At 72.3% G+C, this 26517-nt stretch carries 21 protein-coding genes and 1 pseudogene; 14 read left to right on the forward strand and 8 right to left on the reverse strand.

What is annotated here, in order from left to right; genetic code table 11:
* Positions 1-23 precede the first annotated feature (23 nt).
* The 3 genes from ACIA6A_RS30645 to ACIA6A_RS30655 all read left to right on the forward strand — a co-directional run bounded on the left by ACIA6A_RS30645 (position 24) and on the right by ACIA6A_RS30655 (position 2748).
* The gene (locus ACIA6A_RS30645) at positions 24-704 is read left to right on the forward strand and encodes a response regulator transcription factor (RefSeq protein WP_396101417.1); all 681 of its coding nucleotides are present in this window, start codon (positions 24-26) and stop codon (positions 702-704) included.
* Between the two features lie 174 nt (positions 705-878).
* Positions 879-2219, forward strand: coding sequence for a sensor histidine kinase (locus ACIA6A_RS30650; RefSeq protein ID WP_396101418.1), 1341 nt, complete (start codon positions 879-881; stop codon positions 2217-2219).
* 40 nt (positions 2220-2259) lie between these two features.
* The gene (locus tag ACIA6A_RS30655) at positions 2260-2748 is read left to right on the forward strand and encodes a hypothetical protein (protein ID WP_396101419.1); all 489 of its coding nucleotides are present in this window, start codon (positions 2260-2262) and stop codon (positions 2746-2748) included.
* A gap of 87 nt (positions 2749-2835) precedes the next feature.
* On the opposite strand, the gene ACIA6A_RS30660 is transcribed toward ACIA6A_RS30655, so the two are convergent.
* Positions 2836-3612 carry a DUF5995 family protein gene (locus ACIA6A_RS30660; protein ID WP_396101420.1) on the reverse strand — a complete coding sequence of 259 codons (777 nt, stop codon included), beginning with the start codon at positions 3610-3612 and terminating at the stop codon, positions 2836-2838.
* A gap of 167 nt (positions 3613-3779) precedes the next feature.
* Entirely contained in the window at positions 3780-6587 is a 2808-nt protein-coding gene (locus tag ACIA6A_RS30665) for an AAA family ATPase (protein WP_396101421.1), read from the reverse strand.
* Positions 6588-6762: 175 nt separating this feature from the next.
* Between ACIA6A_RS30665 and ACIA6A_RS30670 the strand changes: the two genes are divergently transcribed.
* The 8 genes and pseudogenes from ACIA6A_RS30670 to ACIA6A_RS30705 all read left to right on the forward strand — a co-directional run bounded on the left by ACIA6A_RS30670 (position 6763) and on the right by ACIA6A_RS30705 (position 19174).
* Positions 6763-7404, forward strand: coding sequence for an adenylate/guanylate cyclase domain-containing protein (locus ACIA6A_RS30670; RefSeq protein ID WP_396101422.1), 642 nt, complete (start codon positions 6763-6765; stop codon positions 7402-7404).
* Between the two features lie 41 nt (positions 7405-7445).
* On the forward strand, positions 7446-12689 hold the full coding sequence (locus ACIA6A_RS30675) for a diguanylate cyclase (protein WP_396101423.1): 5244 nt from the start codon (positions 7446-7448) through the stop codon (positions 12687-12689).
* 90 nt (positions 12690-12779) lie between these two features.
* Positions 12780-14837: a type IIA DNA topoisomerase subunit B gene (locus ACIA6A_RS30680; RefSeq protein ID WP_396101424.1), complete on the forward strand. Its 2058-nt coding sequence runs from the start codon at positions 12780-12782 to the stop codon at positions 14835-14837.
* 17 nt (positions 14838-14854) lie between these two features.
* On the forward strand, positions 14855-17377 hold the full coding sequence (locus ACIA6A_RS30685; protein WP_396101425.1) for a DNA topoisomerase (ATP-hydrolyzing) subunit A: 2523 nt from the start codon (positions 14855-14857) through the stop codon (positions 17375-17377).
* 2 nt (positions 17378-17379) lie between these two features.
* On the forward strand, positions 17380-17739 hold the full coding sequence (locus ACIA6A_RS30690; protein WP_396101427.1) for a VOC family protein: 360 nt from the start codon (positions 17380-17382) through the stop codon (positions 17737-17739).
* A gap of 42 nt (positions 17740-17781) precedes the next feature.
* A pseudogene (locus ACIA6A_RS30695) lies at positions 17782-18081 on the forward strand (LLM class flavin-dependent oxidoreductase); the annotation flags it as partial.
* 24 nt (positions 18082-18105) lie between these two features.
* Positions 18106-18297: a hypothetical protein gene (locus ACIA6A_RS30700; RefSeq protein WP_396101428.1), complete on the forward strand. Its 192-nt coding sequence runs from the start codon at positions 18106-18108 to the stop codon at positions 18295-18297.
* 31 nt (positions 18298-18328) lie between these two features.
* Complete coding sequence (locus tag ACIA6A_RS30705; RefSeq protein ID WP_396101429.1) at positions 18329-19174, forward strand: alpha/beta fold hydrolase; 846 nt, start codon at positions 18329-18331, stop codon at positions 19172-19174.
* Here the strand turns inward: ACIA6A_RS30705 and ACIA6A_RS30710 are convergent.
* The gene (locus ACIA6A_RS30710) at positions 19124-19567 is read right to left on the reverse strand and encodes a MarR family winged helix-turn-helix transcriptional regulator (protein WP_396101430.1); all 444 of its coding nucleotides are present in this window, start codon (positions 19565-19567) and stop codon (positions 19124-19126) included. The two genes, ACIA6A_RS30705 and ACIA6A_RS30710, sit on opposite strands and share 51 nt — an antisense overlap.
* Before the next feature lie 143 nt (positions 19568-19710).
* Here ACIA6A_RS30710 and ACIA6A_RS30715 point away from each other — a divergent pair, with 143 nt between their 5' ends.
* Positions 19711-19992 (forward strand): cupin domain-containing protein, encoded by a 282-nt coding sequence (locus ACIA6A_RS30715; protein ID WP_396101431.1) that lies wholly within the window; start codon positions 19711-19713, stop codon positions 19990-19992.
* A 64-nt stretch (positions 19993-20056) separates the two neighbouring features.
* Here the strand turns inward: ACIA6A_RS30715 and ACIA6A_RS30720 are convergent, their stop codons facing one another.
* Both ACIA6A_RS30720 and ACIA6A_RS30725 read right to left on the reverse strand, forming a co-directional pair.
* Entirely contained in the window at positions 20057-20266 is a 210-nt protein-coding gene (locus ACIA6A_RS30720; protein WP_396101432.1) for a hypothetical protein, read from the reverse strand.
* A gap of 79 nt (positions 20267-20345) precedes the next feature.
* Positions 20346-21179, reverse strand: coding sequence for a class I SAM-dependent methyltransferase (locus ACIA6A_RS30725; protein ID WP_396101433.1), 834 nt, complete (start codon positions 21177-21179; stop codon positions 20346-20348).
* Between the two features lie 129 nt (positions 21180-21308).
* Here ACIA6A_RS30725 and ACIA6A_RS30730 point away from each other — a divergent pair, with 129 nt between their 5' ends.
* Together ACIA6A_RS30730 and ACIA6A_RS30735 are read left to right on the forward strand one after the other, a co-directional pair.
* On the forward strand, positions 21309-22514 hold the full coding sequence (locus tag ACIA6A_RS30730; RefSeq protein ID WP_396101434.1) for an ROK family protein: 1206 nt from the start codon (positions 21309-21311) through the stop codon (positions 22512-22514).
* Between the two features lie 218 nt (positions 22515-22732).
* Positions 22733-23032: a hypothetical protein gene (locus ACIA6A_RS30735; protein WP_396101435.1), complete on the forward strand. Its 300-nt coding sequence runs from the start codon at positions 22733-22735 to the stop codon at positions 23030-23032.
* Between the two features lie 43 nt (positions 23033-23075).
* Here the strand turns inward: ACIA6A_RS30735 and ACIA6A_RS30740 are convergent, their stop codons facing one another.
* Genes ACIA6A_RS30740 through ACIA6A_RS30750 form a run of 3 tightly spaced genes read right to left on the reverse strand, consistent with a single transcriptional unit; the run spans position 23076 to position 26517 of the window.
* Entirely contained in the window at positions 23076-24416 is a 1341-nt protein-coding gene (locus ACIA6A_RS30740; RefSeq protein ID WP_396101436.1) for a GH1 family beta-glucosidase, read from the reverse strand.
* Complete coding sequence (locus ACIA6A_RS30745; protein WP_396101437.1) at positions 24413-25423, reverse strand: ABC transporter ATP-binding protein; 1011 nt, start codon at positions 25421-25423, stop codon at positions 24413-24415. Before ACIA6A_RS30745 ends, ACIA6A_RS30740 begins: the two co-directional genes overlap by 4 nt.
* Positions 25420-26517, reverse strand: a complete 1098-nt coding sequence (locus ACIA6A_RS30750) for an ABC transporter permease (RefSeq protein ID WP_396101438.1) — start codon at positions 26515-26517, stop codon at positions 25420-25422. Before ACIA6A_RS30750 ends, ACIA6A_RS30745 begins: the two co-directional genes overlap by 4 nt.

The raw sequence follows: 26517 nt of genomic DNA on the forward strand, positions 1-26517 counted from the left end.
CGGCCGGCGGGCACAATGGGGCGGTGGGTGACAAGGGACTGGTGCTGGTCGTGGAGGACGAGCGGCCGATCGCCGATCTTCTGCGGCTGTACCTGACCCGTGAGGGCTTCGGCGTGCACGTCGAGCACGACGGGGATGCCGGGCTGGCCGCCGCCCGGCGGATGCGGCCGGTGGCGTGCGTGCTCGACATCGCGTTGCCCGGGACGGACGGCACCGAGATCTGCCGGCGGCTGCGCGCCGCCGGGGACTGGACGCCGGTGGTGTTCCTGACCGCCCGTGACGACGAGGTCGACCGGATCCTCGGGCTCGAGCTCGGTGGTGACGACTACCTGACCAAGCCGTTCAGCCCGCGGGAACTCGTCGCCCGGGTGCGGGCCCTGCTGCGCCGTGCGGCCGGGCCGGGGGAGGGTGACCGGGTCAAGGCGCTCGGGCCGGTCGTGCTGGATCCCGGGCGCCGGGTGGTCACCGTCGAGGGGACCCCGCTGGCGCTGACCCCCACCGAGTTCGACCTGCTCGGGCACCTGCTGGGCCGGCCCGGACGGGTATTCACCCGGGAGGAGCTGCTGTCCGGGGTCTGGGGGTACGCGTCGCACGCGGGCACGCGTACCGTCGACGTGCACGTGGCCCAGGTCCGCGCCAAGCTCGGCGCCGCCGCCGGCCTGATCCGCACGGTCCGCGGTGTCGGTTACACCGCCGATGCCTAGGGGCGCATCTGGCGGATCACTGCGGCCTGCGACGAGGCCCAGCTTCCGCCTCGCGGCGCGGTCCGAACACGCAGGTACAACACCGGTACCTCCGTGCCCGGCCCACTTGCGACGCGAAACCTGGACCACGTCTCGGCTCGCCGTGATCCGCCGGATGCGCCCTGGGACGTACGGATGATCAGGACGTTCGCGGGGCGGGCGGTCCTCGTCACCGCGGCCACGGCGGTGGTCTCCGTGATCGTCACCGCGCTGGTGGCGCTGCCGATCGCGGTCCGCACGGCCAATACCTCGGCCCGGGCCGACCTGGTGGACAAGGCGGCGATCGCGGTCGAGCTGCTCGCCGCCGAGCGCCCCGCGGCCCGGCAGCGGATCGTGACCCGGCTGCGCGACGACGGTATCGCGGTCTACCTGATCCGGCGCGGCACCGCCGACCGGCCCGGGCTGCCGGACCGGGTGGTCCGGCAGGTCGCCGCCGGCGCGGTCGTGGACACCCGGGGCGTCGTGGACGGCCGGGCCGTGCTCATCGCGGGCAGCCCGCTCGCCGGCAACGACGCGGGGGTGGTGCTGATCCGCGACGCGGTCTCCGGCACCGCCGGCCGGGTGCTCGGCGGCGTGTGGATGGCTTTGCTCGCGGGCCTGCTCGGCGGCGTCGGCGCGGGTGCGCTGCTCGCCCGGCTGGTGTCCCGCCCGCTGAAGCAGGCGGCGCTCGCCGCGGCCCGGTTGTCGGCCGGGGACCGCTCGGTGCGGCTGGCGGTCCGCCCACCGGCCGAGGCCGCCGAGCTCGCCACCGCGCTCAACCAGCTCGGCGCGGCGCTGCAGATCAGTGAGGGCCGGGAACGCGACTTCCTGCTGTCGGTGTCGCACGAGCTGCGTACGCCGTTGAGCACCATCCGTGGATACGCCGAGGCGCTGGCCGACGGGGTGGTGCCGGGCGAGGAAGCGGCGCAGGCCGGCGCGACGATGCTGGCCGAGGCCGAACGGCTCGACCGGCTGATCGCCGACCTGTTGGTGCTCTCCCGGCTGGAGGCCGCCGACCTGCCGCTGGATGTGGTGCCGGTGGATCTCGCCGACCTGGTCGGGGCGGCCGGCGAGGCATGGGCGCCCCGGTGCGGGCCGGACGGTCCCCGGCTGAGCGTCCGGTTGCCGCGGGGCCCGGTGCTGGTGCACACCGATCCGGGGCGGATCCGGCAGGTGATCGACGGGCTGTGCGAGAACGCGCTGCGGGTCGTCCCGGCCGGTAAGCCGCTGGTGCTGGTGGTGCGGGCGGGTCCGGACGGCGGGGTCGTGGAGGTCCGCGACGGGGGTCCGGGGCTCACCGACGACGATCTGGCCGTCGCCTTCCAGCGGGGGGCACTGCAACAGCGTTATCGACATGTACGCCGTACCGGTAGCGGTCTGGGCCTGGCGCTCGCCGCCCGGCTGGTGGCCCGGCTCGGCGGGACCATCGCGGCCGGGCACGCGCCCGAGGGCGGGGCGATGTTCACGGTCACCGTTCCTTACCCGATCCGAACATGACGCTGACCGGGCCCGCGCACATCGCGCGGATGCTCGCACCATGACACGTAACCGGATGACGCTGACCCTCGTCACGCTCGGTACCGCCGGGCTGCTCACGATCACCGCCTGCGGTGCCGCCACCCCGGTGACCGCATCGGCGGCCACCGATCTCGCCACCGATCTCGCCACCGATCTCGGTGCCGAGACGTTCGCGCTGACCGCCGTGGGTCTCCAGGACGAACCGGCCCCCGAGGCGTCGGCCGTCCCCCGGCACCGGAAGCGGGCGTACCTGAGGAAGAACACCCTGCACGGGGAGATCGCGGTGCAGGGCAAGGACGGGGTCCGGACGGTCGTCGTGCAGCGCGGCACGGTCACTGCCTCGGACGCGACGACGCTGAGCGTGAAGTCCACCGACGGTTTCGCTCAGACGTGGACGCTGAGAGAAGCAGCCAAGGTACGGGGCACGCTGAAGTCCGGTGCCGAGGTGGGGGTCGCGGGCCGCAAGGACGGCGACATCGCGGTCGCCCGGCTCGTTGTGGTCCGGTAGTTGGAAACAGGCCCCGCGTTCGAACCGAACGCGGGGCCTGCCCCGCCCCCAGGAGTTGAAGACCGGGTGGATCACTGCAGGCCGGGCCTACTGGAGAATCGCGCCCATGGGCGAGAGCAGCAGCTTGCCCAGGGACTCCGCGGTCCGGTCGAGCCGCTCGCGCTCGGCGGTGACCAGCCGCAGGTCGTGGCGTACGCCCCAGAGTTTCTGGGCGTTTCGCCACGAGACGTTGCGGGTGTATTCGACGACCTCGCCCTGCCACCAGTCGTCCAGGTCGCCGTTCATCATGTCGATGAGCAGCTGCCACTTCTCCAGGAAGCCGCGCCGCAGCCCGGGGATCTGCTCGGCGAAGATGTCGTTGATCTGCAGGTAGTCGCGGTGCTGGTCGCTGTCGTCGACCGGGTCGCAGCCCTGGTGGTCGAACGTGGTGACCAGCGCGAACGGCAGGTCGTAGTTGATGTGCGCGTTGACGCCGGCGGCGGCGGACGGCAGGGGGCGGGCGTCCGGGCCGGGGATGCGGTGGAACAGCACCATCCAGGCCTTGGGGCAGCCGGCGCTCATGTCGGACCACTGCCGCAGCGCGTCGAAGTAGCGGGCGGCGAACTCGACGTCGAGGCGGGCCAGGAACGCGGGGTCGGCGAACCGGCCGGCGTACAGGCGCTCGAGCACCGACGTCGTGATCGTCAGATAGAGCCGGTTGAAGTCGGCGAGCGGGTTGCTGTCCAGCAGCGGCGGCACCCGGAGCAGGACCTCCTGCAGGTGGGTGAGCTGATCGACCACCGCCGGCACGTCGTCGGGATGGCCGGCGAGGATGTCGGCCATGTCGCGCTGCACGGGCCCCCAGACGGACGACTCGGTGATCATCGATCCCTCCCCGGATGGCGGCCCTTTTCAAGCACCGCCCGGCAACCGGAGCTGCCGGGCGGTGCTCCCCCGAACAGGATCCAGCCTTCCACCAGGGATGCAGGTGGGGATCGGTAGATCTACGTATCCTCGCGCGCCAGGTAACGAAAAGGTCACGGCGGCCGGGGTCAGGCGGCGCCCAGGTACACCCGGCTCGCCTGCACCCGGGTACGCACCTGGAGTTTGTCGAAGATATGACCCACGTGCACGCCGACCGTGCGCTCGCTGATGAACAGGGCCTGACCGATCTCGCGGTTGGTGAGCCCCTCGGCGACCGCGGCCAGCACCTCCCGCTCCCGGTCGGTGAGCGCGGCCAGGTCGTCGGTCTCCTGCGGGGCGGCACCGCTCTGCGGGGCCTCGGCGATCGTCACCCGGGCTCGGCCGGCCACCAGGAGGATCTCGGCGGCGAGCGGTTTGGCGCCCATCGCGGTCGCCGTCGCGTACGCCTCCCGGATCGCCATCGTGGCGGCCGCCTTGCGGGTGCGCCGGGCGAACGATGCCTCGGCCTGCCGCAACCGGGAGTACGCCGCGGGGTACGGCTGTTTGCGGCGGTCCCAGGTGACGGCGGCGCGCGCCCACAGGTCGGGGTCGCTGCGCTGCTCGATCCGGCTGGTCTCGGCCGCGCACAGGTCGATGTAGCCGTCGATGACCGCGCGGACCGGGGGTGCCGCGTTGCCGACGCCGCGGGCCATCCGCTCGACCGTGGTCTGCAGCCGCCGGACCACCGCCCGGTCCACCGGCACGACGCCGCCGGCCTGGGCCTCCGCCTCGGCGCGCAGCCCGTGCCAGGCGAGCACGCCGAGCAGCACCAGGTCGTCGGAGCGGGTCTCGGTCAGCCCGCGCTGCACCGCCGCACGGGCCTCGGCGTGCCGGCCCTGCCACATGGCGAGCCCGGCGCGCAGGGTCAGCATCGGCAGCACGTGCCGGGCACCGCCGCCGGCCAGGATGGTCGCGACCGCGTCGAGGTCGCGGTTGGCGGCCCGCACGTCGCCGAAACCGACCCAGAGCCGGCACCGGGCGAGCAGGATGTCGACCGCGTCGGCGCCGGACGGTCGGTGCCGCATGGCGTCGTCGAGGACGCGTTCGGCCTCGGCCCACTGCCCGACCCGGAACAGGCCGTTGGCCGCGATCGCCAGCAGCCGGGTCTGGTAGCTGCGGCCCTGGCCGATCGCGGCGAGCTTCGTGGCGCCGCGCCGGGCGACGAGCACGCCCTCCTCGATGTTGTTCAGCGGGTTGGCGAGCAGCTCGGCCAGGTGCTGGTAGGCGATACCGATCTCCTCCGGGTGCCCGGAGCGTTCGGCGATCTCGACCGCCTGCCGGATCACCGCGAGCCCGGCGTCCGGGTCCTCCCGGAACGCGAGGCTGAACCCGAGCGCGGCACTGGCCCGGACCAGGTCGGCGGTCGAGCCCTCGGAACCGCCGTCGGCCAGCTCCAGCGCCTCGCGGGCCCGGGCGCCGGCGTCGGCATACCGGCCGAGGTGCACGAGCAGCTCGGCGAGGTTCGCGGCGGCGCTGGCCTTCTCCCGGGGGGAGCATTCGTCGGCGGCGAGCGCCTTTTCATACTCGGTCTCGGCGGTCGCGGTGCGCCCGGCGGCGGCCAGGTAGCGGGCCCGGCGCAGGTGGATCTCGCACGGGCCGGGGCCGTCGGGCCGGACCGCGAGCAGCTCGAGGGTGGTGAGGGCCTGCTGGTGCTCGCCGCAGCGGTGGGCGGACTCGGCGGCGTGCCCGAGCAGCCCGGTGCGGCCCGGGTCGTCCTGCGCGGTCAGGGTCAGCGCGAGCGCCCAGTACCGGTGCGCCTCGGCGAAGCCGTACAGCTCCTCCGCGGCGTGCGCGGCGGCGATGACCGAGGGCAGCGCCCGCACCGGCTCACCGGCCTGACGCCAGTGGTGCGCGAGGCGGGCGTGGTCGGTGTCGCCGGGTGCGGCCTCGATCGTCTCGGCGTACCGGCGGTGCCGGGCGGCGTGCTCGGCGGGCAGCACCTCGTGCTCCAGGACCTCGGCGACCACCCGGTGCCGCAGCCGGTAACCGTCGGTGGCACTGGTGACGAAGCGGTGCGCCACGGCGGCGCGGACGGCCTCGAGCAGCTCGGCCTCGGGCAGCGGCAGCACCCCGGCGAGCAGCGTGTGGTCGACCGGCTCGACGCCGGCGGCGACCGCGTGCACCACGTCGTGGGCGTGCGGCGGAAGCTCGTCGACGCGGGACAGGAAGATCTCCCGCAGCGTGTCGGACAGCTCGACCCGGCCGTCGCGCAGGTCCCGGGACAGCTCCTCGGCCACGAACGGGTTGCCCCCGCTGCGCTTGTAGACCCGGTCCGCGTCCTCCGCGGCGACCCCGTTCCCGGCGATCGCGGTGACCAGCTCGGCGGTGGCGGCCCGGTCGAGCGGGGCCAGGTCCAGCACGCGTACGGACCGCAGCCGCCGCAGCTCGGCCAGCACCCGCCGCAGCGGGTGGGAGCCGTGCAGCGACTCCGAGCGGACCGCGGCCAGCACCGAGAGGTTGATCTCGCCCAGCCCGGCGAGCAGGTACAGCAGGAGCTGGCGGGTGCTGCGGTCGGCCCACTGCAGGTCGTCCAGCACCAGCAGCAGGTGCCGGCCCTGGGCCAGGGTGCGCAGTTGATGCGACACGCGTTCGAGCAGCGCGTCGGCGTCGGGGGAACCGGTGCCGGGATGGGCCCCGGCCGCCCGCAGCGCCTGCATCACCGGGTGTAACGGGGACGCGTCGCCGATGTCGAGGCAGGTGCCCCAGAGCACGGCGGCCCCGCCGGAGCGCATCGCCTCGGCGGTCTCGAGCAGCATCCGGCTCTTGCCGACGCCGCTCTCGCCGGTCACGAACACCGCGGAGGTGCCACCGGGACCGGCGGCGAGCAGGTCGGTCCGGATCGACGTCAGGATGCCGGTACGTCCGACAAGTGGCGCGTCGTCCCCCTCGCTGGCCATGCGTGGCAGCCTAGTGGGAAGCGCCGTGGTGCGTTCTCGCCGGTTCGGACTGTTCTGCTGCGTCACACATGACAGGACGCCCGGGTGGCTGTCGCAGATACGTCATTCTGCCGATCCGCTGTCCGGAGCGGGGCTGGCACCGTTCTCTTCGCCTACTGGGAAGGGAGTGGAGGACATGAGCGCAACGTCCACCGACGTACGGTGCCGGCGACAGACAGTGACGGTGCTGTTCGTCGACATCGTCGGCTTCACCGGCCTCGTCGACGAGCTCGACTGCGCCGACGTACGCGACCTGCAACGCGACTACTTCAGCACCGTCTCGGCCGTGCTGCGTGCCGAGGGCGGCATCGTGGAGAAGTTCATCGGCGACGCCGTCGTGGCGGTCTTCGGCACCTGTGGCCCGGACGCCGGGTCGCCGGCCGGGGTGCGCCGGGCCGCCGCCGCGGCCGCCCGGGCCGGGTTGCGGGTCCAGGAGGCGCTGCGGGGGCGTCTCCTGGCCGGCCGTCACCCGGTCCGGACCCGGGTCGGGCTCGCCACCGGCACCGCGATGGTCGACCTGGACGAGACCCGCGACGGCGGGTACGGCATGGTCAGCGGCAGCATCATGGCGACGGCGTCGAGGCTGCAGGCGTACGCTCCGCATGACACGGTCGTCGTGTGCGCCGCCACCCAGGCCGCCAGCGCCGACGCCGTCGCGTATCAGGAGCTGCCGCCGGTGCAGGTGCACGGCAGGAGTGCGCCGGTCGAGCTGTTCCGCGCGCTGCACCGCCTGGACGAGTCCCTGGTGAGCGCACTGGTGCTGCAGGCCTGCGGCTGACAATTCCTTCATCTGGCCCCGGCTGCGCCGATAAAGGCATCGTGGGTGCCTCGCCTTCCGTACCGGCTGAGCCGGCAGCGGCTCAGTGGGAGCTCGGCGACGTCGCCGGGCTCGAACTCCTTGCCGAGATCGGCCGGGGGACACAGGCCGTCGTCTACCGGGTCCGTCGCGAAGGTGTGGAGTACGCGCTCAAGGTGCTGCTCCAGGACGACCTCAAGGCCGAGCGGCTGCGGGAATTCCGGCGGCAGGCCGCGCTGCTCGCCGCGATCGACGAGCCCCACCTGCCCCGGGTGCACAAGGCCGGGGAGTCCGCCGGCCGGCCGTACCTCGTCATGGACCTGGTCGACGGCGAACCGCTCGCCCGGCTGCTGCTGCGGGGCCCGATCGCCGAGCGCGAGGCCATCACGATCGGTGCCGACCTGGCCGGGGCGCTGCGGGCCGCGCACGCCCGCGACCTGGTGCACCGCGACATCAAGCCGGAGAACGTGCTGGTGACGGCCGCGGGCACCGCCGCGCTGGTCGATTTCGGGCTGGCCGCCGGGGCCGCCGGTGCGCCGCTCGGCCCGGACGACGCCGTCGCCGGCACCCTCACCTACTGCGCGCCCGAGCAGGCCGGCATGCTCAACCGCCCGGTCGACGCCCGCTCCGACCTGTACGCCCTGGGTGCGGTCCTGTTCGAGTGCGTCACCGGTGCCCCGCCGTTCGCCGCGGACGACGTCGGCGAGCTGCTGCACCTGCACGCGACCGCGCCGGTGCCGGACCCGCGGGCCCTGGCACCCGGTCTCGGCGCCTCGTTCGCCGCGATCATCGTCCGGCTGCTGGCCAAGGACCCCGACGACCGGTATCAGAGCGCCGCCGGCCTGCTCGCCGACCTGCGCCGGCTCGCCACCGACCCGGCCGCGGTCTTCGCGCTCGGCGACGGGGACACCGCGCCGGTGCCGTTCCAGCCGCCGATGACCGGACGTGACGCCGAGTTCGCGACCCTGCGTGAGCGCTGGGACAAGACCGTGGCGGGCAGTGGCGGCTTCGTCGTGCTGCACGGCCCGACCGGAACCGGCAAGACCCGGCTCGCCACCGAACTCGGCGACCACGTGGCCGCCACCGGTGGTGTGGTGCTGCGCGGCGGCGGTTCGGCCAGCGACCGCCGGCCCATGGGACCGCTGCGCGCCGCCGTGGACGCGTACGTCAAGGAGTTGTTGCAGGCCCCCGGCGGGCGCGAGAGCGCCACGCGGACCCTGCGCGCCGCCGCGGGGGAGAGCGCGGCGCTGGTCACCAGCCTGTCCCCGGCGCTGGCGGAGCTCCTCGACGTGCCCCACGTCAGCGGGGACGTCGGCTTCGGTCGGCACGCCGCCGCGGTCGCCGATCTGATCGCCGGCATGGCCCGGACCGCCGGACCGGTGCTGCTGCACCTCGACGACGCCCAGTGGTACGACGAGGGCTCCGTCCGCGTGCTGGAGCAGCTCGCGGCCCGTGCCGGCGGACTGCCGCTGATGATCGTGGCGACCGCGCGGCTCGACGCGCCGTCCCCGGTCCTGACCCGGCTCACCGCCGCCGACGTCACCGAGATCACCCTGGCCCCGTTCGTCGGCGAGAACACCGCCGCGCTCATCGCCACGCTCTCCGGCGGCCTGCGCACCGACGAACGCAGCGCCGCGGCGATCGCCGCGCTCACCGACGGGAACCCGTTCGTGACCCTCGGGTACGCCCGGGCGCTGATGGACGGCGGCCTGTTCGTGCCCGACTGGGGCCGGTGGCACGTCGACCAGGAGGGCATCCGCGACCTCGAGCTGCCGTCGGACTCCGCCCAGCTCGTGCTGCGCCGGCTCGGCGGACTCGACGCCGAGGCCCGGCGGCTGCTCGCGGTGGCCGCCGTGGTCGGCACCTCGTTCGAGGCCGCCGTCGTCGCGGCGGCGGCCGGGGTCGACAGCCGTACGCTGCAGGACTCCCTTGCCGACGCGGTCCGCCAGGGCATCCTCGAGCCGGGTGAGGACGGGCACCGGTTCCTGCACGAGAGCATCCGTACCCTGCTGCTGGCCGACCACGCCGAGGACGTGGTCCGCGACCTGCACGGCCGGATCGCCGACGCGCTCGACGCCATCCCCGGGGCCGACGTGTACGCCCTGGCCCGGCACTGCGCGGCCGCCGACCCGGCCCGTGATCCGCACCGCATGCTGCGCGCGTGCACCGAGGCGGGCGCCCGCGCCCTGGACGAACACGCCCCGGACACCGCCCTGATCTACCTGGAGTACGCCCGGGACGCCGCCGAGTCCGGTGGCATCCGTCCGGGCAGCCGGTTCAAACAGCTGCTCGGTGGCGCCTACCACCAGAACGGGCGGCTCACCGAGGCGGTCGCGACGCTCACCGAGGCCCTGGACGAGACCACCGACCGCGTCGAGCGGGCCGGCATCCACCTGCTGCTCGCCCGGGTCCACGAGAGCAACTGGAGCGGGGCCGACCAGCTGGCCGCGGTCGAGCGGGGCCTCGCCGAACTGGGCCGGACGCTGCCGGAGAACCGCGCGGTGCGCGTCGCCACGACGTTCTGGCTCCTCGTCGTCGGCTGCCTGGTCCGGCTCACCGGACTGGGCTACGGCACCGCCAGGGGCGGGCGCCGCGACCTGCTGCGCCTGGAGACCACCCTGCACCACTACGGTGCCTCCGGCAGCATGCGGGAGCTGCGCCCGACCCACGCACTGCTGCACGTCATGCGCACGATCCGGCCGATCAACCGGCTCGGCCGCTCCCCGGAGCGGGCCCGGGACCTGGCCGCCGCCGGCACCGCGCTGCGCCTGCTCGGCCGGCGCCGCCTCGCCGACCGGACCACCGGCGCCGCGCTGCGCCTCGCCGCCGACCTGGGCGACCCGACGGTGACCGCACGCGCCGAGTTCCTGCACGCCATGGGCCTGTACTCGGTCGGTGCCGACGCCGGGGAACGGGTGCAGCGGGTGCTGCACGAGCGGGAACGCTTCCTCGACGCCGGCCCGGTGCTCGACTGCTACGCCACGCTCGGCTGGGACTGGCTGCTGCGCGGGGAGTGCGCACAGGCCGAGACCGCCGCGAACGCCCGCCGGCCGTGGCTCGCCGCGGTCGGGCACACCGACCACAGCACCGTGGTCGCGCTCGACGCCGGCCTGCTGGCCCTGCGCGGCCGGGCCGGCGAGGCGATCGCCGAGTTCGCCCGCGCCGGCTCCGGCCCCCGGGCGATCAACGAGACCGTCGACACCATCATCGCCCGGATGCTCTGCGCCCTGGAACGCGACGACCTGGGCGCGGCCTTCGACGACGCGGTGGCCGAGTTCGAGGGCCTGCGGCTGAGCCCGCGCCGGTTGCTCGCCGCCCACCACGGCTTCTACGTCTACCAGGCGTACGGCCGCCTGGAGCAGGCCCGCCGGGCCGCTCCCGCCGAGCAGGACCGCGCCGTGCGGGCCGCCCGGGCGGCGGTCGCCGTGCTCGGCGACGTCACCGCCCGGCCGCTGGTGGCCGTGCACCACCTCATCGCCAAGGCCGCGCTGGCACTGCTCACCGGTGCCGGCACGGAGCGGACCCTGGCGGTCCTCGCCGAGGCCGAGACCCTGCTGCGGGCGGTCGACGCCCCGCTGCCGGCGTACGAGGCCGCCCTGGTGCGGGCCCGGGCGCTGGCCGCCGCCGGGGTGAGCGGGGAAGCCGAACGTCAGGCCCGTCTCGCCGCCGGCATCGCCGAGCAGCGCGGCTGGTCGCACCGGGCCCGCCGGACCGCCGCCGAGTTCCGGATCGACGCAGGCCGGCGCAACCGGGTGCCGGTGGCCGCCGCCCGTGGCCGCGAGGGCCAGCGCTGGGCCGCGCTGGAGCAGCTCAGCAACGCCGCGTCGCGGGTGATCGACCCCGAGCGGCTCACCCGGGTCGCGCTCGACGAGACCGTCCGGCTGCTCGGCGCCGAACGCGCCCTGCTGTTCCTCGTGGATCCGGCGAAGGGCCGGCTCACGCCGTACGTGGGGCGCGACGCCTCCGGCAGCGACCTGGCCGAACTGACCGGGTACAGCACCACGGTGGTGAACAAGGTCCGGCAGACCCGCGAGCCGCTGGTGGTCACCGGCACCGAGGAGGGCGAGGCCCTGGGCGCCGCCAGCGTCGTACAGTTCGGCCTGCGCAGCATGCTCGTCGCCCCGCTGGAGCTGGACGACCGGCTGCTGGGCATCGTCTACCTCGACAGCCGGGTCGCCAAGGGCGTCTTCACCGTCGAGGACGTGGACGTGCTGACCGCCATCACGCACCACATCGCCGTCGGCCTGGAGACCGCCCGCGCCGCCCAGCTCGAGGTCGCGGTCGCCGCCGCCAACCGCCAGCGCGACCTGGCCGAGACGCTGCGCCGCGCGATGGCCCGGCTCACCGGCACGCTCGACCCCGAACTGGTGCTGCGCCGGCTGCTGCTGACCGCGCGCCAGACCCCCGGCGGGGAACGCGGCTGGCTGCTGCTCGGCACCGCCGAGTCCGAGGAGATCACCGTCCTGGGTGGCTCCGCGGGCCCGTCGAGCATCGCCCTCGCCGAGCACCCCGACCTGCGCAAGCTGTTCGAGAACCGGCAGGCCGACCTCACCGCCGGGGTGCCGGCCTGGGCCGCCGCGCTGGGCGACTACACCGGGGCCAGCTGGCTGACCGTCACGCTCGACGACCGCGAGGGCATGGTCGGCGTGCTGGTCCTCGCGTCCGAGCAGGAGGGCATCTACACCGCCGCCGAGCTGGGCGTCGCCGCCGCCCTCGTCGGCCAGGGCATGGTCGCCTACGACAACGCCCGGCTGTTCAGCCGGATCAACGAGCTGGCCACCACCGACAGCCTCACCGGGGTGGCCAACCGCCGGCGGTTCTTCGAGCTGGCCGAGCGCTCGGTGATCGCCGCCCAGGACGCGCGCCGCCCGATCACCGCGCTGATGATCGACATCGACCACTTCAAGCGCATCAACGACTCGTACGGGCATCAGACCGGCGACGACGTCATCAAGGAGGTCGTGGCCCGGGTGCTGGCCTGCGTACCCTCCGACGGCCTGGTCGCCCGCTACGGCGGCGAGGAGTTCGCGGTGCTGCTGCCGGGCATCGCCGACGACGGCCAGGCCCTGGCCGAGAAGGTCCGCGCGGCGGTGGACGGCTCGCCGGTGGAGACCCGCACCGGCAACATCCCGGTCACGATCAGTGTCGGACTGTCCCGGTTGCGACCCGCCGACAAGAATCCCGACGCGCTCCTGGGCCGGGCCGACGCGGGCCTTTACGCTGCCAAACAGGCCGGTCGCAACCGTGTCATGGCTCACGACGAGTGATCAACGGCGTCCTGCGCGCTGAATCTGTCGTACTTGCCCGGTAGGCTCGCCGCGTCGTTGACGGCTGTGACTGCTCGGGAGTAGTACCTAGTGACTGCGCAACAAGAGATCCTCTACGGGGCCGATGACCTCACTCATCTCGAGGGTCTCGACGCGGTGCGCAAGCGTCCCGGCATGTACATCGGTTCCACCGACAGCCGCGGCGTCAACCATCTCGCGAACGAGATCATCGACAACGCGACCGACGAGGGCGTCGCCGGACACGCCGAGAACGTGGCGGTCTGCCTGCACGCCGACGGCTCGGTGCAGGTCGACGACGACGGGCGGGGCATCCCCACCGACATCAACGCCAAGTCCGGGCTCTCCGGCGTCGAGCTGGTGCTCACCCGGCTGCACGCCGGCGGCAAGTTCGGCGGCTCCGGCTACAAGACCTCCGGCGGTCTGCACGGCGTCGGCGCCTCCGCGGTCAACGCTCTGTCGCTGCGCTACGACGTGACGGTCAAGCGCGAGGGCAAGGTCCACGAGATCTCGTTCCAGCGCGGCGTCCCCGGCGTGTTCGACGGCCCGGGCCCGACCGCGAAGTTCACCCCCGAGCCCGGCCTGCGGGTGGCCCGGCGGATGAAACGCGGCGAGCGCTCCGGCACGTCGACGCGCTACTGGTACGACGCCCGTTACTTCGAGACCGGTGCGAAGCTCGACACCGACGTGGTCCGGGCCAAGCTGCGCAACACCGCGTTCCTGGTCCCCGGCGTGGCGTACACCCTGGCCGACCTCACCGGCGAGGAACCGGTCGAGGAGACGTTCGTCTTCCCGCACGGCCTCGCCGACATGGTGGAGTTCCTGACCCCGGCGAGCGACAAGCCGGTCTCCGGCATGCTGATGGTCACCGGCGAGGGCAAGTACAAGGAGAACGCCGCCGACGCCAACGGCGTGATGCAGTCCAACGTCGAGCGGATCGCCGAGGTCGAGATCGCGTTTCGCTGGGGCACCGGCTACGAGCGCACGGTCGAGTGCTTCACCAACACGATCCGCAACTCGCACGGCGGCACCCACCGCAAGGGCTTCGAGCGGGCCATGGTCCGCGCGCTCAGCGACGCCGTGCGCAACGCCCGCGGCCTGCTCAAGCCCAAGGAGGACGCGCCGCTGCTCGACGACTACCTCGAAGGCCTCACCGCGGTCATCCACGTCCGGGTCCCCGAGCCGCAGTTCACCTCGCAGACCAAGGACGAGCTCTCCACCGCGGGCATCACCCGGGTGCTGCAGGGCCTGGTCGAGCAGCACCTCAAGCAGTGGATCGACGACCGCAGGACCAAGGCCGAGGCGCGTACGGTCCTGCAGAAGGTGGTCGACGCCGCGCGGGTGCGGCTGACGCAGAAGCAGCAGAAGGACGCCGCCCGGCGCAAGACCGCGCTCGAGGGCGCGTCCATGCCGCCCAAGCTGGTCGACTGCCGCTCCACCGGCATCGGCCGCAGCGAGATCTACATCGTCGAGGGTGACAGCGCGCTCGGCACCGCCCGGATGGCCCGCAGCTCCGAGTATCAGGCGCTGCTGCCGATCCGCGGCAAGATCCTCAACGTGCAGAAGGCCAGCCTGCAGCAGGTCCTCGACAACGCCGAGTGCTCGGCCATCGTCCAGGTCCTCGGCGCCGGCTCCGGCCGCACGTTCGACCTCAGCACCATGCGCTACGGCCGCGTCATGATCATGGCCGACGCCGACGTGGACGGCTCGCACATCCGCACGCTGCTGATCACGCTCTTCGCCAAGTACATGCGCCCGGTGATCGAGTCCGGCCGGCTGTTCGCGGCCATGCCCCCGCTGCACAAGGTGAGCACCAAGGGCCGCTCCGGCGAGACCATCTACACCTACACGCAGCAGGAGATGGAAACCCAGGTCAACCGCTTCGAGAAGGCCGGCAAGTCGGTCAACAAGCCGGTCCCGCGGTTCAAGGGCCTCGGCGAGATGGACGCGGACGAGTTGTGGGACACCACGATGAACCCCTCGACGCGTACGGTGCGCCGCATCACCCTCGACGACGCCGAGCGCGCCGAGGCCACATTGGAGCTGCTGATGGGGGAGCGGGTCGAGCCGCGCAAGAACTGGCTCATCGAGGCCGCCGGCCGCATCGACCAGGACACGATCGACGCCTGAGGAACGGGTCTACACACATGGCACGCCGCAAGAACGAACAGACCCGGGTCGACCTGTCGGCTTTCGACCAGGCCGGCGCCCGGGTCATCGACAATCCCCTCACCACCGAGGTGGAGGACTCCTACCTGGAGTACGCCTACTCGGTCATCCACTCCCGGGCCCTCCCGGACGCCCGCGACGGCCTCAAGCCGGTGCACCGCCGCATCCTGTTCTCGATGCAGGAGCAGGGCCACCGCCCCGACCGGCCGTACGTGAAGTCCGCCCGCGTCGTCGGTGACGTCATGGGCCGCTACCACCCGCACGGCGACACGGCGATCTACGACGCGATGGTCCGCCTCGCGCAGGACTTCTCGCTCAACGCGCCGCTGATCGACGGCCACGGCAACTTCGGCTCCCCGGACGACGGCCCGGCCGCGAGTCGTTACACCGAGTCGCGGATGTCGCGCGAGGCAATGCTGCTGGTCGGCGAGCTCGGCGAGGGCACGGTCGACTTCCGGCCCAACTACGACGGCTCCGAGCAGGAACCCACCGTCCTGCCCGCCGCGTTCCCCAACCTGCTGGTCAACGGCACGTCGGGCATCGCCGTCGGCATGGCCACCAACATGATCCCGCACAACCTCGGCGAGGTCGTCGCGGCGGCGCGGCACCTGATCACCGAGCCGGAGGCCGACCTCGACGCGCTCATGCGCTTCGTGCCGGGCCCCGACCTGCCGACCGGCGGGCAGCTGCTCGGCCTCGACGAGGTGCGCCGCGCCTACGAGACCGGCCGCGGCGTGGTGCGCATGCGGGCCCGCGCGCAGACCGGCCTGCTCGAGGGCGGCCGGGGCCGGCAGGCCATCACGATCGTCGAGCTGCCCTACGGCATCGGCACCGAGAAGATCATCGAGGCCATCACCGAAGAGGTGAAGGGCAAGCTGTACGTCTCCGGTCCGAAGAAGGGTCAGCGCCAGCCCGCCCGCCTGCAGGGCATCGCCGACGTCAAGGACCTCACCGACCGCGAGCACGGCATCCGCCTCGTCGTGGAGTGCAAGGTCGGCGTCAACCCGCAGGCCCTGCTCGCCGACCTCTACCGGCTCACCCCGATGGAGACCTCGTTCGGCATCAACAACCTGGTGCTCGTCGACGGGCAGCCCCGTACCCTTGGGCTCAAGGCCCTGCTCGAGGTCTTCCTTGCGCACCGCTACGAGGTCGTCACCCGCCGCACCCTGCACCGGCGCACCAAGCGCGAGGACCGCCTGCACCTCGTCGACGGCCTGCTGATCGCGCTCATCGACATCGACCGGGTCGTCGCGATCATCCGGGGCAGCGACGACGCGGCCGCCGCCAAGGCCGCGCTGATGAGCGAGTTCGGGCTCAGCGACATCCAGGCGACGTACATCCTGGACACCCCGCTGCGCCGGCTCACCCGCTTCGACCGCATCGAGCTCGAGACCGAGCAGGAGCGGCTCAACAGCGAGATCGCCGAGCTCAGCCGGATCCTCGACAACGAGGACGTCCTCAAGCAGGTCGTCTCCGACGAGCTCGCCGAGGTCGTCTCCGAGTTCGGCCAGGCCCGCCGCACCACGCTCATCGACGGTGACCTCAAGGAGGTCCTCGCGGCCTCCGTCCCGGCCGGCCCGCTCGAGGTCGCCGACGACCCCTGCCAGGTCATCCTGTCCGCCACCGGCCTCATCGCCCGCACCGCCGCGGAGAGCGAGGAAGCCGCCGAGGGCCGCCGCCGCAGCGGCCGCGTCAAGCACGACGCGGTCCGGTCGGTCGTGCACTCCACGGCCCGCGGCAAGGTGCTGCTGGTGACCAACCGGGGCCGCGCGTTCAAGACCGACGTGCTGCCCCTGCCGGTCCTGCCCGAACAGATCGGCACGGTCTCGGTCCGCGGTGGCATGTCCGCCTCCGAGCTCATCCCGCTCGACAAGGGCGAACGCGTCATCGGCCTCGCGCCGCTGACCTCGGACGGCTCCCCGGGCCTGGCCCTGGGCACCAAGCAGGGCGTCGTCAAGGTCTGCGCGCCCGAGTGGCCGGTCCGGGCCGACGAGTTCGAGGTCATCACGCTCAAGGACGGCGACGAGGTCCTGCAGGCCACCTGGCTCAAGGACGGCGGCGAGGCGTTCGTGTTCGTGACCTCGGACGCGTCCCTGCTGCGCTTCCCGGCCAAACTCGTGCGCCCCCAGGGCCTCAAGGGCGGCGGCATGGCCGGCATCAACGTCACCGCCGACGCCCACGTCCTCTCGTTCAACGTCGTCGACCCCCGCGACACCGAACACGGCGAGGCCATGGTGGTCACCTCGACCGGCACCCAGGTCAAGGTGAGCCCGTTCGCGTCCTACCCGGCCAAGGGCCGGGCCACCGGCGGCGTGCGGGTGCAGCGCTTCCTCAAGGGAGAGACCGCCCTCACCCTCGCCTGGGTCGGCCCTCGCCCGGTGGCCGCCAGCACCACCGGCGACCCGATCGAACTCCCCGAGCCCGACGCCCGCCGCGACGGTTCCGGCGAGCTGGTCGCCATGGGCCCGCAGCTGATCGGCCACCTCATCGAGCGCGCCTGACCGTGACCTCTTTCATCCGCAACATCGCGTTCGACTGCGCCGACCCGTACGCCCTCGCGGTCTTCTGGGCCGGCGTGGTCGGCCACCCCGTCCACCCGGACGCCAGGCCGGGTGACGAGGAGGCGGTCATCGAGCCACCGGACGGCCCCCGCCTGTACTTCCAGGCGGTGGCCGAGGAGAAGGCCGGCAAGAACCGGGTGCACGTCTGCCTCCGGTCCAACGACCAGGGCCGCGACCACGAGATCGACCGGCTGCTCGCCCTGGGGGCCACCATGCAGGCCGATCACCGTACGCCGGACGGTGCCGGCTGGGTCGTCCTGCTGGATCCGGCCGGCAACGAATTTTGCGTGACCGGCCGATAGTCGAGGCCGTACGATCGGGGCAGCTCCGCATCCTGGGCCCGCCGCGCGGAAGCCGCGGGGTTCGACTCCCTCACGCTGCTCGACCGGCTCGCCTACGCCAACCCTGAACCCCTGATCGCATTGCCGGTGCCGGCCGGGCACACCAGCCGGATCCGGCTGCAGACGTCGGTGCTGCTCGGGCCGCTGCGGGCAACCGCCCTGCCGGCGAAACAGGTCGCGACCCTGGACCGGATGTCCGGCGCCCGCCTCACCCTCGGCATCGGCGTCGGAGGCCGCGCCGACGACCACGAGATCGCCGGCACCCCGATCACCTCCCGGGCCGCCTCCTCGACCACCAGCTAGCCACCCCGCGCGCAACCTGGGCCGATGCCACCACCTCCGGGTTGCCGGGGGTGGGGCCCGGACGGTCGTCCCGGCCGGGGAGCGCCGCTCACCGACCCGGCGGAGATCGCCGGCACCGTCGCCGCCTACCGCGATCTCGGTGCTGACGAGCTGGTCCTCTACTGCTACGGCGATGATCCCGCGCAGGTGGAGGCGCTGGCCGACCTCATCCGCTGAGCACGGACCCGAGGGTCCTATTCTCGACGTCATGGGCGATGAGCACGGATTTTCCTCGGCAGACCTCCCACTCTATTTCGAGTGGCGCGGTTCGACTCAGGGCTCGAGCCGTCCCCTGCTGCTCCTGCACGGTGGCGGCTCGACCATCGAATCCAATTGGGGCCGGCTGATTTCCGCCCTGGAGAAGTCACGGCGCATGCTGGCCGTCGAGCTGCAGGGCCATGGACGTACCGGCCCGGGCGAGCACGCCGCCTCGTTCGAGGGATCGGCCGACGGGGTCGCGGCGCTGCTGGCGGAACTCGCCGTCGGGCCGGTCGATGTGCTCGGGTTCAGCAACGGCGGTCAGGTGGCCATGCAGCTGGCCATCCGGCATCCGGCGGCGGTCCACCGACTCGTTGTCGCCTCCGCGCCGTTCCGTCGTGACGGCATGGTCGACGGTTTCTGGGCGGGATTGGCGGCGGCGACGTACGCCGATCTCCCGCAGCCCTATCGCGAGGCGGACCTCGCGGTGAGCGGCGACCCCGGACACGCGGAAACCATGTTTAATCTGGACCGGGAACTCATGCTCACCGGTTTCACCGACTGGCCCGAGGACCTGGTCGCCTCGATCACCGCGCCGACGCTTGTCGTGGCGGCGGACCAGGACGTGATTCGCCGGGAACACACGACGCTTCTCGCGTCTCTCATTCCGGACGCCCGCCTGCTGATCGTGCCCGGAAACCACGGCGACTATCTGGGTGAGCTGGGCGCTTCGACGGAGGATTTCGGCCCGCTCCGACGGACGATGCCCTTCATCGTCGACTTCCTGGATCGTCCCGCCACCGGGTCACCAGGTGGGCCGCAGCCGGCCGGGGGTGGACAGGCCGGCCAGGTCTGATCGCAGGGCAGCCAGTCTTTGCGGGCCGAGGCGGGCGGCCCATGGTGCGAGGACCTCGGCCGCCGCGTCCTCGGCCGCCCGGGTGCAGGCTGTGCCCTTGGGGGTCAGCCTGATCAGTTTGGCGCGGGCGTCGTCCGGGTGGGGGTGGCGTTCGACGTAGCCCTTGCGGACCAGGTCGTCGACCATCTGGCTGGCCGCCTGCTTGCTCACGTCCAGGTGTTCGGCGAGCTGGACGACGGTGGCGCCGGTGCCGGACAGCCGGGCGAAGGCAAAACCGTGGGCCGGGCGTACGTCGGTGAAGCCCCGGGCCCGGACCCCCGCGTCGATGCCGTCCACCAGGGCTCTTGCCGCGCTGAGGAGCAGGACCGGCACGTCGAGCAGATTGTCGTTCACGGGAAGGAGTTTGACACACCGGTCAAGTTACTTGACTATGTGGTCAAGCGGGTTGACTGGTTTGAGGGGGAGTCGTGGAGACACATCGGTTGCACGGGGCGACGTTTCATTCGTACGTCTCACCGTCGGGGGGTAGCCGTGAGTTGTGCGCCTGGCGTCTGGAGGTCGAGGCCGGGGTGGCCGGTGTGCCGCACCGGGTCAGCAAGGAAGAGGTGTTGCTCGGGCTGACCGGTGAGCTGACCGCGACCATCGACGGCCGGGCGGAGCGGCTGCGGGCCGGGGACGTGGTGCTGGTGCCGGCGGGGTCGACGTTCGGCATCGACAACTCGTCCGGTGGGCCGGCGAGCGCGTGGGTCACGACCAGTGTCGGCTTGACGGCCACATTGGACAGCGGCGAGGCGATCAGTCCGCCCTGGGTCCGGTGAACGGGGGGATGCCCGGCCGTCTGGTGAGAGACGACCGGGCATCCGGGGCGGGGTGAAGGTCCGGTTACTTGGAGGGCTCCGGGATGTCACAGGTGATCTTGGGGTTGACGCCGAGCCAGTTGAGCGGGCCGGCCACCACCGTGACGATCACCGTGCCGGCCTCGGCGCAACTCGCGTCGCCGTCGTCCTTGAAGTAACCGCGCTCGAACGCGGCTACCGCGCCGAGCACGAGCCAAAGGATGACGATGACTCCGCCTATCGATCCTGCGCGCATCGGGGGGCTCCTAAGCGAGGGGTGAACTGCTGAGCAAGGGTGGTGAACTGCACCGCAAGTACCCCGTACGCGTCGATCTCTAAACGGGGTTTCGTACCGCCCGCAGGGTGTACGTGTGCGGCAGGCGGTTCGGACGGTCGGTGAGCCGCCACTCGTCGTACGGAGGCACCTTGGTCATCTTGCCGGGGAGCGCTTCCCAGGGTGCGGAGTCGTGTTCGGTCAGCCCGGCGATCGTCATGCCGGCGTCGAGCAGTGCGGTCACGATCTCGCCCATGCCGTGGTTCCACGAGTGGGTGACCTTGTTGACGAACTGGTGTTCCGTCTCCACGTACGTGCCGCCCTGCTCCCAGACGAGCGGGTCCTTGTGCTCGAAGTAGTCGAAGTCGAGGACCAGCAGATCGTCCTCGCGCTCGTCGTCCACGGCCCACAGCATCGGGTGGCCCTCGCGGATGAACAGGCGCCCGCCCGGCTTCAGCAGCGTCGCCACGACCTGCGCCCACCGCCGGATGTCGGGCAGCCAGCCGATCGCGCCGATGCCGGTGAACACGAGGTCGAAGCTGCCGGGCTCGAGGACGTCCGGAGCCCCGTACAGATCCGATTCGACGAAGTCGATGTCGGCGCCGGCGAGGGTGGCGAGGCGGCGGGCCTCGGTCAGGGACGCGGCGGAGAAGTCGAGACCGGTCATCGTCGCGCCGAGACGGGACAGCGACACGGTGTCCGTACCGATATGGCATTGCAGGTGGACGCCGCGCAGGCCACGGATGTCGCCCAGCAGCGGGCGATCGAACGTCACCACGTCGCTGAGGTGCTCGGGGTCGGCCGCGAAAGCGGCGAAGTTGTACTCCGCCGACGCGGCATGGGCCGGCGCACGCTCGTCCCAGTTGGCCCGGTTGACGTCCAGATAGTCGCTCACGGCGAGACCGTAACCCATGGACGTGGGCCCCTGCCGCTCAGTTAACTCGCGATAGCGTTCAATGAGCGGGTCGGAACATGATCGAGAGGCTGGTGCGGGTTGGAGACGAGGCGTACGACGGTGCGGGACGTGCGCCGCGCGAACCGGGCCAGCCTGCTGACCGATCTCTTCCACGGCGGCCGGCAGAGCCGCCAGCAGCTGGGCGACACGACCGCGCTGAGCCAGGCCAGCGTGAGCAACCTGGTCGGCGAGATGATCGACGAGGGCCTCGTCGAGGAGGCCGGGCTGGTCGGATCGGACGGCGGCCGGCCGCGCGCGCTGCTGCGGGTCGCGCCCGGCTACGGCTATGTCGCCGGTGCCGACGTCGGTGAGACCCGGGTGACGGTCGAGCTCTACGACCTGGCGATGTCCCGGGTCGGCTACGCGCGCTACCCCCAGGACGGCTCGTCGTCGGCGACGGCCCGGCTGGTCGAAGGGCTGGCCGCGGTGGTCGCCGAGGCCGGTGTCGCGAGCTCCGAGGTGCTCGGCTTCGGCGTGGGCGTGCCGGGCGTCGTGAGTCCCGACGGGACGGTCCATTCCCAGACCACGGGCTGGGAGGGCGTCGAGCTCGGCGCGGCCCTGCGCGCCGCGACGGCGGTGCCGGTGCACGTGGAGAACGGCGCGAAAGCGGTGGGTCAGGCCGAGATGTGGTTCGGCGCCGGCCGCGGAGCTCGCGACGCGGTGGTCGTCATGATCGGCACCGGTGTCGGCGCCGCCCTGGTGATGGACGGCCGAGGCCACCGGGCGGCCGCGAACAACGCCGGCGAGTGGGGCCACACCACGATCGTCTACGACGGCGACGAGTGCCGGTGCGGCGCGCGCGGTTGCCTCGAGGCCTACATCGGTGCGGGCACGGTGATCGCCCGCCTGGCCGCGGCCACCGGTCAGGAACCCGCTCCGGACCTGATCGGGCGGGTGCTCAGCGGTGACGGCCCGCTCGACCCCGCCGCGGCCGAGGTCATCGAGCGGACGATCGGCTACCTCGGCGCCGGGATCGCCAACCTGATCAACCTGTTCTCCCCCGAGCGCATCGTGCTGGGCGGCCCGGCGGGCTTGGCGATGGGAGAGCGCTTTCTTCCCGACATTCGTCACGCAGCCCAACAAAACGCCCTGCGCTTTCCCTACTCCCGGGCCCGCATCGACCTCTGCCAACTCGGCCCGGACACCGTCGCCATGGGCGCGGCCACCCTCCCGATCGCCCGCCTGCTCGCGGAAGGCGGCCTGCCGGCGGCAAACGGCCCGGCCCCGCTCTCCCGGGCCGCCCACCGAAGGTCCCTGAGCCGCAACCGACCGTGAGTCGCCGCCAACCGTGAGCCGCCACCGACCGTGAGTCGCCACCGGGCGGTGGGCCGGGAGCGGGCGGCGGGCCGGGAGCGGGCGGGGGCAGTGGCCGGCCCTGAGGTGGAACCGTTCTGAGGCGCGACCGGCTCCGGGCGGGGACGTGCGAACCGGCGGCCCGGGAATCCGTTGTCCCTCTTGACGGGCCGGGTCGCGGCCCGCGGGGGAGGGCCACCATGTTCCGCCGGAATGTCGGCATCGGCGTACTCGGCCATGTCGTGCTTGTCGTACTGGTCGGCGGCGGGTTGTTCCTGGCCGCCCGCTTCGGGGGCGAGGGCGCTGCCACGGCGGCGGCCCTGAGTTTCCTGCCCGCTCTGCTCGCGCTGGGCGCGGCCTATCTGGTGGTGCTGCTGGTCATCGTGGCGGTCCCGGCTGCCCGGGCCCGGGTGGGATCCGGCCCGGGCCTGCTGCTGGGCTGGCTCACCGGTGCCCTGCTCGTGGCGGTGGGCTTCGCGGCGCTCGTGACCTCGCTCTGACCGGGGGTACGGGTTGTCGCACCCCGTACCCCCGGCCGGAACGTCAGCGGGTGATCATGTCCCGGAACCAGAGGGCGGACTGCTTGGGCGTGCGCTTCTGGGTCTTGTAGTCGACGTGCACGATGCCGAACCGCTTCGCATAACCCTCGGCCCACTCGAAGTTGTCCATGAGGGACCAGGCGAAGTAGCCGCGGATGTCCGCACCCTGGTCGCGGGCCGCCAGCACCGCCGCGATGTGCTCGCTCAGATACGCCGTACGGTCGTCGTCGGTCACGAAGCCGGTCTCGTCGATGACGGTGTCGTCGAAGGCCGCGCCGTTCTCGGTGATGACCAGTGGCAGACCCGGGTAGTCGCGGTGCAGCCGGAGCAGGAGCCGGGTGAAGCGGTCCGGTGTGATCGGCCAGCCCATGGCCGTGCGCGGGCCGGCCGGTTTCACGTCGCGGACGACCGGGTGCCCGGCGGCGTCGAGCAGGGCACCGTGTTCGTCGGTGCCGCTGAAGTCCTGGCCGAAATAGAAGTTGACGCCCAGCACCTCGAACGGGGTCGAGATGATCGCGAGGTCGCCGTCCTGGACCGGGAACGCGGTGCCCCTCGCCGCCAGGTCGTCGACCATGTCCCGGGGGTACGTGCCCTTGCGCAGCGGGTCGAGGTAGATGCGCAGCCCCATGCCGTCGGCCCGGCGCGCCGCTTCCCGGTCGGCTTCCGAGTCGGTGGCCGGGTCGGCCGTACCCATGTTGAGGGTGATGCCGAACGAGTGATCGGGCGTCGCCGCGGCCTTCATCCGCTGGGTGGCGAGGCCGTGGCCGAGCAGCAGGTGGTGCACCGCCGCGATGGACGCGTCGTGGTCCTGGCGGCCGGGTGCGTGCACGCCCACGTGGTATCCGAGCCAGGCCGAGCACCAGGGTTCGTTGAGCGTGGTCCAGTTGGTGACCCGGTCGCTGAGCTTGTCGAACACCAGCATCGCGTAGTCGGCGAAGCGGTAGGCGGTGTCCCGGTTGGGCCAGCCGCCCGCGTCCTCGAGCTCCTGCGGCAGGTCCCAGTGGTACAGCGTGACCCACGGGTCGATGCCGGAGGCCAGCAGCTCGTCGGTCAGCCGGTCGTAGAACGCGAGGCCGGCCGGGTTGACCGGGCCGGTGCCGCCGGGCTGGACCCGGGGCCAGGCCACCGAGAAACGGTACGTGTCCACGCCAAGGCTCTTGATCAGCGCCACGTCCTCGGGCATCCGGTGGTAGTGGTCGCACGCGACGTCACCGTTGTCGCCGCCGGCCACCGCGCCGGGCACCTGGCAGAACGTGTCCCAGATGGACGGTGTGCGGCCGTCCTCGGCCACCGCGCCCTCGATCTGGTAGGACGAGGTGGCGACACCCCATTTGAACGGCTTCACGAGACGGGCTCCTTCGCGGGGTGCAGCCAGCAGGCCACGGTACGGACGGATCCGTCGGCGGTGCCGGGGTGGCCGAGCACCGGGACCGAGTCCGCGCAGGGGTCGAACGCCTTGGGGCAGCGGGGGTGGAACGAGCAGCCGCTCGGCATGCCCTTGAGGTCGGGCGGGGAGCCGGGGATGCCGGTCAGCTCGCGCCGGGGACCGCGCAGGGCCGGGAAGGACCCGAGCAGGCCCGCGCTGTACGGGTGCAGCGAGTCCCTGTAGAGCGTCGCCGCCTGGGCCTCCTCGACGATCCGGCCGCCGTACATGATGGCGATCCGGTTGGAGAACTCCACCAGCAGCGACAGGTCATGGGTGATGAAGATGACCGAGAAGCCTAGGCGTTCGCGCAGCTGGATGAGCTGGCCGAGGATCTGCCGCTGCATGACCACGTCGAGCGCGGTGGTCGGCTCGTCCATGATGACCACCTGCGGCTGCAGGATCAGGGCCATGCCGATCATGACGCGCTGGCGCATGCCGCCGGAGAGCTGGTGCGGGTACGCGTCCATCCGATCGGCCGCGATCCCGACGAGCTTGAGCATCTCGCGGGCCCGGGCGTTGCGGCTGTGCGCCGACATCGACGGTTCGTGCGCGGCCAGGACATCGGTCAACTGCGTCGAGATCTTGTGTACGGGGTTGAGCGAGTTCATCGCCCCCTGGAACACGATCGCGGTCTCGGCCCAGCGGAAGTCGCGCAGCCCCTTGTCGGACAGGCCGAGCACGTCGTACGCGTCGCCCTTCTCGGGGTGGTAGATCACCTCGCCGCCGGTGATCACGCCCGGGGGAGCGAGCAGCCGGGTCAGCCCGTAGGCCAGCGTCGACTTGCCGGATCCGGACTCGCCGGCCAGGCCGAGCACCTCGCCGCGGTGCAGCGTCAGGTTGACGTCGCGGACCGCCCGTACGGCCTGGTCACCGAGGCCGTAGTCGACGTTCAGGTTCTTGATCTCGAGGACGGGCTCGCCGCTCACTTGGTCGCCTCCTTGTGCTCCGAGGGAGCGCGGTTCACCGGGGTCGCCGCGGCCGTGGTCACCGCGGCCATCGGGCGGGCGTGGGACGCGGCCGCCGGGGCGCTGCTCAGTACCGGCGTGAAACCGACCCGCATGCGTACCGTGCGGCCCGAAGCGGTCTTGATCTTGGTTTTGCCGGCACTGCGCAGCCGCGGGCTGACGAACTCGTCGATGCCGAAGTTGATCAGTGACAGCGCGGTACCGAGGATCGCGATCGCGAGACCGGCCGGCACGAACCACCACCACGCGCCCTGGGCGAGCGCCTGCTGGCTCTGCGCCCAGAACAGGATCGTGCCCCAGTTCCAGCCGGTGTCCGAGCCGATGCCGATGAACGCCAGCGTGATCTCCGAGGTCACCGCGAAGATGACCGTGCCCACGAAACCGGACGCGATGATCGCGGTGAGGTTCGGCAGGATCTCGAACAGCACGATCCGCCAGGTGCTCTCGCCGTTCGCCCGGGACGCCTCGATGTAGTCGCGGCGCCGCAACGACAGGGTCTGCGCCCGCAGCACCCGGGCGTTCCAGGCCCACGACGTGAAACCGATGATCAGCGCGACCAGCACCGCACCGCCGGAGGGGGCGGCCGCGGTCACGATGATGACCAGCGGCAGCGCCGGGATGACCAGGAAGACGTTGGACAGCGCCGACAGGCTCTCGTCCCAGCCGCCGCCGATGTAACCGGCGGTGACCCCGATCAGGATCGACAGGATGGTGGCCATCGCGCCGGCGGCGAGGCCGACGACCATGACGGTACGGGTGCCGTCCAGCAGCTGGCTCAGCACGTCCTGCCCGAGGTGGGTGGTCCCGAGCCAGTGCGCCGCGGACGGTCCCTGCACGAGTTCCGGTCCGCGCGCGTCCGGGGCGTAGGGCGCGACCCACGGCCCGATGATCGCGAACAGGAGGTAGATGCCGAGGATGACGACGCCGGTCAGCGCCTTGCCGTTGGACACGAAGCGGAACCGTCGCCGCTTCGCCCTGCCCGGCGTCGCGTCGGGCTGCGCCATCGCACCCTGACCGGGAATGACCTGCTCGACACTCGAGGTGGGAATGGTCAT

It is taken from the genome of Actinoplanes sp. NPDC051494 (genome assembly GCF_044454705.1).
GTDB lineage: Bacteria > Actinomycetota > Actinomycetes > Mycobacteriales > Micromonosporaceae > Actinoplanes.

What these genes read in the sequence shown, in the direction of transcription:
- ACIA6A_RS30650 (WP_396101418.1), top strand. Translation starts at nt 879, where the DNA reads ATGATCAGGACGTTCGCGGGGCGGGCGGTCCTCGTCACCGCGGCCACG.
- ACIA6A_RS30655 (WP_396101419.1), top strand. Translation starts at nt 2,260, where the DNA reads ATGACACGTAACCGGATGACGCTGACCCTCGTCACGCTCGGTACCGCC.
- ACIA6A_RS30660 (WP_396101420.1), bottom strand. Translation starts at nt 3,612, where the DNA reads ATGATCACCGAGTCGTCCGTCTGGGGGCCCGTGCAGCGCGACATGGCC.
- ACIA6A_RS30665 (WP_396101421.1), bottom strand. Translation starts at nt 6,587, where the DNA reads ATGGCCAGCGAGGGGGACGACGCGCCACTTGTCGGACGTACCGGCATC.
- ACIA6A_RS30670 (WP_396101422.1), top strand. Translation starts at nt 6,763, where the DNA reads ATGAGCGCAACGTCCACCGACGTACGGTGCCGGCGACAGACAGTGACG.
- ACIA6A_RS30685 (WP_396101425.1), top strand. Translation starts at nt 14,855, where the DNA reads ATGGCACGCCGCAAGAACGAACAGACCCGGGTCGACCTGTCGGCTTTC.
- ACIA6A_RS30700 (WP_396101428.1), top strand. Translation starts at nt 18,106, where the DNA reads ATGCCACCACCTCCGGGTTGCCGGGGGTGGGGCCCGGACGGTCGTCCC.
- ACIA6A_RS30705 (WP_396101429.1), top strand. Translation starts at nt 18,329, where the DNA reads ATGGGCGATGAGCACGGATTTTCCTCGGCAGACCTCCCACTCTATTTC.
- ACIA6A_RS30720 (WP_396101432.1), bottom strand. Translation starts at nt 20,266, where the DNA reads ATGCGCGCAGGATCGATAGGCGGAGTCATCGTCATCCTTTGGCTCGTG.
- ACIA6A_RS30735 (WP_396101435.1), top strand. Translation starts at nt 22,733, where the DNA reads ATGTTCCGCCGGAATGTCGGCATCGGCGTACTCGGCCATGTCGTGCTT.
- ACIA6A_RS30750 (WP_396101438.1), bottom strand. Translation starts at nt 26,517, where the DNA reads ATGACCATTCCCACCTCGAGTGTCGAGCAGGTCATTCCCGGTCAGGGT.